Raw genomic sequence first — 3056 nt, 5'->3', positions numbered from 1 at the left:
GCCGACCCGGGTCACCACGTCCTCGCCGTCGCTGTTCTTCACGAGCAGCTGGACGTTGGACACGTGGATGGGGGCCTCGGAGGAGACGATCCCGCCCTTGGTCTGGCGTCCCTGCGGCTGGGCCGAGGTGTCCTTCAGGTGGCGCTTCACGATGTTCACACCGGAGACGGTCACCCGGGAAGCCTCGGGGTGCACGGCGATGATCTCGCCGACCAGACCCTTGTCCTTGCCGGCGATGACCTTCACCCGGTCACCCTTGATCACGTGCAGCTTGTTCTTCGTCATTCAGATCACCTCCGGGGCGAGCGAGATGATGCGCATGAAGCGCTTCTCGCGCAGCTCGCGGCCGACCGGACCGAAGATACGGGTCCCGCGGGGCTCGCCATCGGTCTTCAGGATCACCGCTGCGTTCTCGTCGAACTTGATGTACGAGCCATCGGCACGCCGACGCTCCTTGACCGTACGGACGATGACGGCCTTCACCACCTCGCCCTTCTTCACGTTCCCGCCGGGGATCGCATCCTTGACGGTGGCGACGATGACGTCGCCGATGCCGGCGTAGCGACGACCGGAGCCGCCGAGCACGCGGATGCAAAGGATCTCCTTCGCCCCGGTGTTGTCGGCGACCTTGAGTCGCGACTCCTGCTGGATCATCTGTTATCTCCTGGTTGTCTCACCGGTTCCCGGTTGCCCGGGCCTGGCGAGAACTCGTGGGGTTACTTCCCCGACTTGTCAGACCCTGTGGTCGCCCTGGCGACCACGGAGTCTGACAACTCGGAACTACTTGGCCTTCTCGAGGATCTCGATCAGGCGCCAGCGCTTGGTCGCCGAGAGCGGCCGGGTCTCCATGATCCGGACCCGGTCGCCGACGCCCGCGCTGTTGGTCTCGTCGTGAGCCTTCAGCCGGCTGGTCTGCCGCAGCACCTTGCCGTACAGGCGGTGCTTCACCCGATCCTCGACGGCGACCACGACGGTCTTGTCCATCTTGTCGCTGACCACGTAGCCCTCGCGGACCTTGCGCGGGCCCCGCTCGGCGGTGGCCGCCTCCGGGGTGGCGACCTCGACGGTCTCGTTCACGTTCTCACTCATCTCAGGCCTCTACCTTCTCCGCCGAGGTGTCCTCAGCGGCGTCCGGATCGTCCACGATGCCCAGGGTGCGTTCCTGGATGACCGTGTAGATCCGGGCGATGTCCTTGCGTACCTCGCGGAGCCGACCGTGCGACTCCAGCTGCCCGGTGGCGGACTGGAAGCGGAGCGAGAACAGCTCCTCTTTCAGCTCACTCACCTTGCTGTTGAGCTCGGCCCGGGTGAGGCCGCGCAGCTCAGCTGCGGTGGCGCTCTTCGCCATCAGTAGTCTCCTGCTTCACGCTTGATGAACCGTGCCTTCATCGGCAGCTTGTGGATCGCGAGGCGCATCGCCTCACGCGCGACGTCCTCGGTCACGCCGGACAGCTCGAAGAGCACCCGTCCCGGCTTGATGTTCGCGATCCACCACTCCGGCGAACCCTTGCCGGAACCCATCCGGGTCTCGGCCGGCTTCTTGGTCAGCGGGCGGTCGGGGTAGACGTTGATCCACACCTTGCCGCCACGCTTCATGTGCCTGGTCATCGCGATACGAGCGGACTCGATCTGCCGGTTGGTCAGGTACGAGGCCTCGATCGCCTGGATCCCGAACTCACCGAAGGCGAGCTTCGTGCCGCCCTTGGCCGCACCGGTCCGCTTGGGGTGGTGCTGCTTGCGGAACTTCACCCTGCGGGGTACCAACATGACTCAGGCCTCCTGTCCTGCGGTCTCGGTGGTGGCCGTCGGCTCCGCGGCCGGAGCCGCGGTCTCGGCCGCACCCTCGGCGCGACGACGACCGCCGCGCTCGGGCCGGTCACCACGGGTCGGGCGGTCGCCCCGGCCGGGACGACCCGGACGGTTGCGGCCACCGGCGGCGCTGCGGGCAGCCTTCTGGGCTGCGCGCTCGGCGCGGGTGCCGGCGACGTCACCCTTGTAGATCCACACCTTCACGCCGATCCGGCCGAAGGTCGTACGGGCCTCGAAGAAGCCGTAGTCGATGTCCGCGCGCAGCGTGTGCAGCGGCACCCGACCCTCGCGGTAGAACTCCGACCGGCTCATCTCGGCGCCGCCCAGACGACCCGAGCACTGGATCCGGATGCCCTGGGCACCGGCGCGCATCGCACTCTGCTGCGCCTTGCGCATGGCCCGCCGGAACTGCACGCGGGAGGCCAGCTGCTCGGCCACGCCCTGCGCCACCAGCTGAGCGTCGATCTCGGGGTTCTTGACCTCGAGGATGTTGAGCTGCACCTGCTTGCCGGTGAGCTTCTCCAGCTCGCCGCGCACGCGCTCGGCCTCGGCGCCGTTGCGGCCGATGACGATGCCCGGACGTGCGGTGTAGATGTCCACCCGCACCCGGTCCCGGGTCCGCTCGATCTCCACGCTGGAGATGCCGGCGCGCTCGAGGTTCTTCGTCAGCATCCGTCGGATCTTGACGTCCTCGCCCACGTAGGCGCTGTACAGCTTGTCGGCGTACCAACGGCTGCGGTGGTCGGCGGTGATGCCGAGCCGGAAGCCGTTCGGATTGATCTTCTGGCCCATGCTCAGGCCTCCTTGTTGCTGGTCGGCTCGACGACGACGGTGATGTGGGACGACCGCTTGAGGATCCGGCTGGCGGAACCCTTCGCCCGCGGCCGGATCCGGCGCATGGTCATGCCCTCGTCCACGTACGCCTGCGACACGTACAGGTCGGTCCGCTTCAGGTTGTCGGTGTGCTCGGCGTTGGCGACGGCACTGGCCAACACCTTGTACACCGGCTCGCTCGCGGCCTGCGGGGCGAACTGCAACGTGGACAGCGCGTCGTCCACCGGCAGCCCGCGGACCAGGTCGACCACGCGGCGGGCCTTGGTCGGGCTGACCCGGACCTGACGCGCGATCGCGTACGAACCGGGACGGTCGCCGAGCAACGCCTGGCGGCGGCTGGGACGTGAGTCCTTGCTCATGTGTTCTCTGATTCCTTCTCTGCGGCTGCCCCCGCGTCAGCGGCGGCGGGACTT

7 protein-coding genes are annotated in these 3056 nt (G+C 67.8%); all 7 read right to left on the bottom strand.

Going from position 1 to position 3056, the window contains the following annotated elements:
• The coding region (rplX, locus tag VIW71_RS00050; protein WP_331619652.1) for a 50S ribosomal protein L24 at window positions 1–270 on the bottom strand (270 nt) is incomplete at its 3' end.
• Between the two features lie 15 nt (window positions 271–285).
• Window positions 286–654: a 50S ribosomal protein L14 gene (rplN, locus tag VIW71_RS00045; protein WP_331619651.1), complete on the bottom strand. Its 369-nt coding sequence runs from the start codon at window positions 652–654 to the stop codon at window positions 286–288.
• A 126-nt stretch (window positions 655–780) separates the two neighbouring features.
• On the bottom strand, window positions 781–1089 hold the full coding sequence (gene rpsQ, locus VIW71_RS00040) for a 30S ribosomal protein S17 (RefSeq protein WP_331619650.1): 309 nt from the start codon (window positions 1087–1089) through the stop codon (window positions 781–783).
• A gap of 1 nt (window position 1090) precedes the next feature.
• On the bottom strand, window positions 1091–1348 hold the full coding sequence (gene rpmC / locus VIW71_RS00035) for a 50S ribosomal protein L29 (protein ID WP_331619649.1): 258 nt from the start codon (window positions 1346–1348) through the stop codon (window positions 1091–1093).
• Window positions 1348–1767, bottom strand: a complete 420-nt coding sequence (gene rplP, locus VIW71_RS00030; protein ID WP_331619647.1) for a 50S ribosomal protein L16 — start codon at window positions 1765–1767, stop codon at window positions 1348–1350. Before rplP ends, rpmC begins: the two co-directional genes overlap by 1 nt.
• Before the next feature lie 3 nt (window positions 1768–1770).
• Window positions 1771–2601 carry a 30S ribosomal protein S3 gene (rpsC, locus tag VIW71_RS00025; RefSeq protein ID WP_331619646.1) on the bottom strand — a complete coding sequence of 277 codons (831 nt, stop codon included), beginning with the start codon at window positions 2599–2601 and terminating at the stop codon, window positions 1771–1773.
• Window positions 2602–2603: 2 nt separating this feature from the next.
• Entirely contained in the window at window positions 2604–3002 is a 399-nt protein-coding gene (gene rplV, locus VIW71_RS00020) for a 50S ribosomal protein L22 (protein WP_331619645.1), read from the bottom strand.
• Window positions 3003–3056 lie beyond the last annotated feature (54 nt).

Source organism: Streptomyces sp., assembly GCF_036524955.1.
Taxonomy (GTDB): domain Bacteria; phylum Actinomycetota; class Actinomycetes; order Streptomycetales; family Streptomycetaceae; genus Actinacidiphila.
The sequence above is the reverse complement of the archived record's forward strand: the minus strand, read 5'-3'. Positions and strand labels throughout refer to the sequence as shown.

Excerpts from the sequence above, each read along its gene's own strand:
- rplN (WP_331619651.1), bottom strand. The coding sequence starts at position 654 with ATGATCCAGCAGGAGTCGCGACTCAAGGTCGCCGACAACACCGGGGCG.
- rpsQ (WP_331619650.1), bottom strand. The coding sequence starts at position 1,089 with ATGAGTGAGAACGTGAACGAGACCGTCGAGGTCGCCACCCCGGAGGCG.
- rpmC (WP_331619649.1), bottom strand. The coding sequence starts at position 1,348 with ATGGCGAAGAGCGCCACCGCAGCTGAGCTGCGCGGCCTCACCCGGGCC.
- rplP (WP_331619647.1), bottom strand. The coding sequence starts at position 1,767 with ATGTTGGTACCCCGCAGGGTGAAGTTCCGCAAGCAGCACCACCCCAAG.
- rpsC (WP_331619646.1), bottom strand. The coding sequence starts at position 2,601 with ATGGGCCAGAAGATCAATCCGAACGGCTTCCGGCTCGGCATCACCGCC.
- rplV (WP_331619645.1), bottom strand. The coding sequence starts at position 3,002 with ATGAGCAAGGACTCACGTCCCAGCCGCCGCCAGGCGTTGCTCGGCGAC.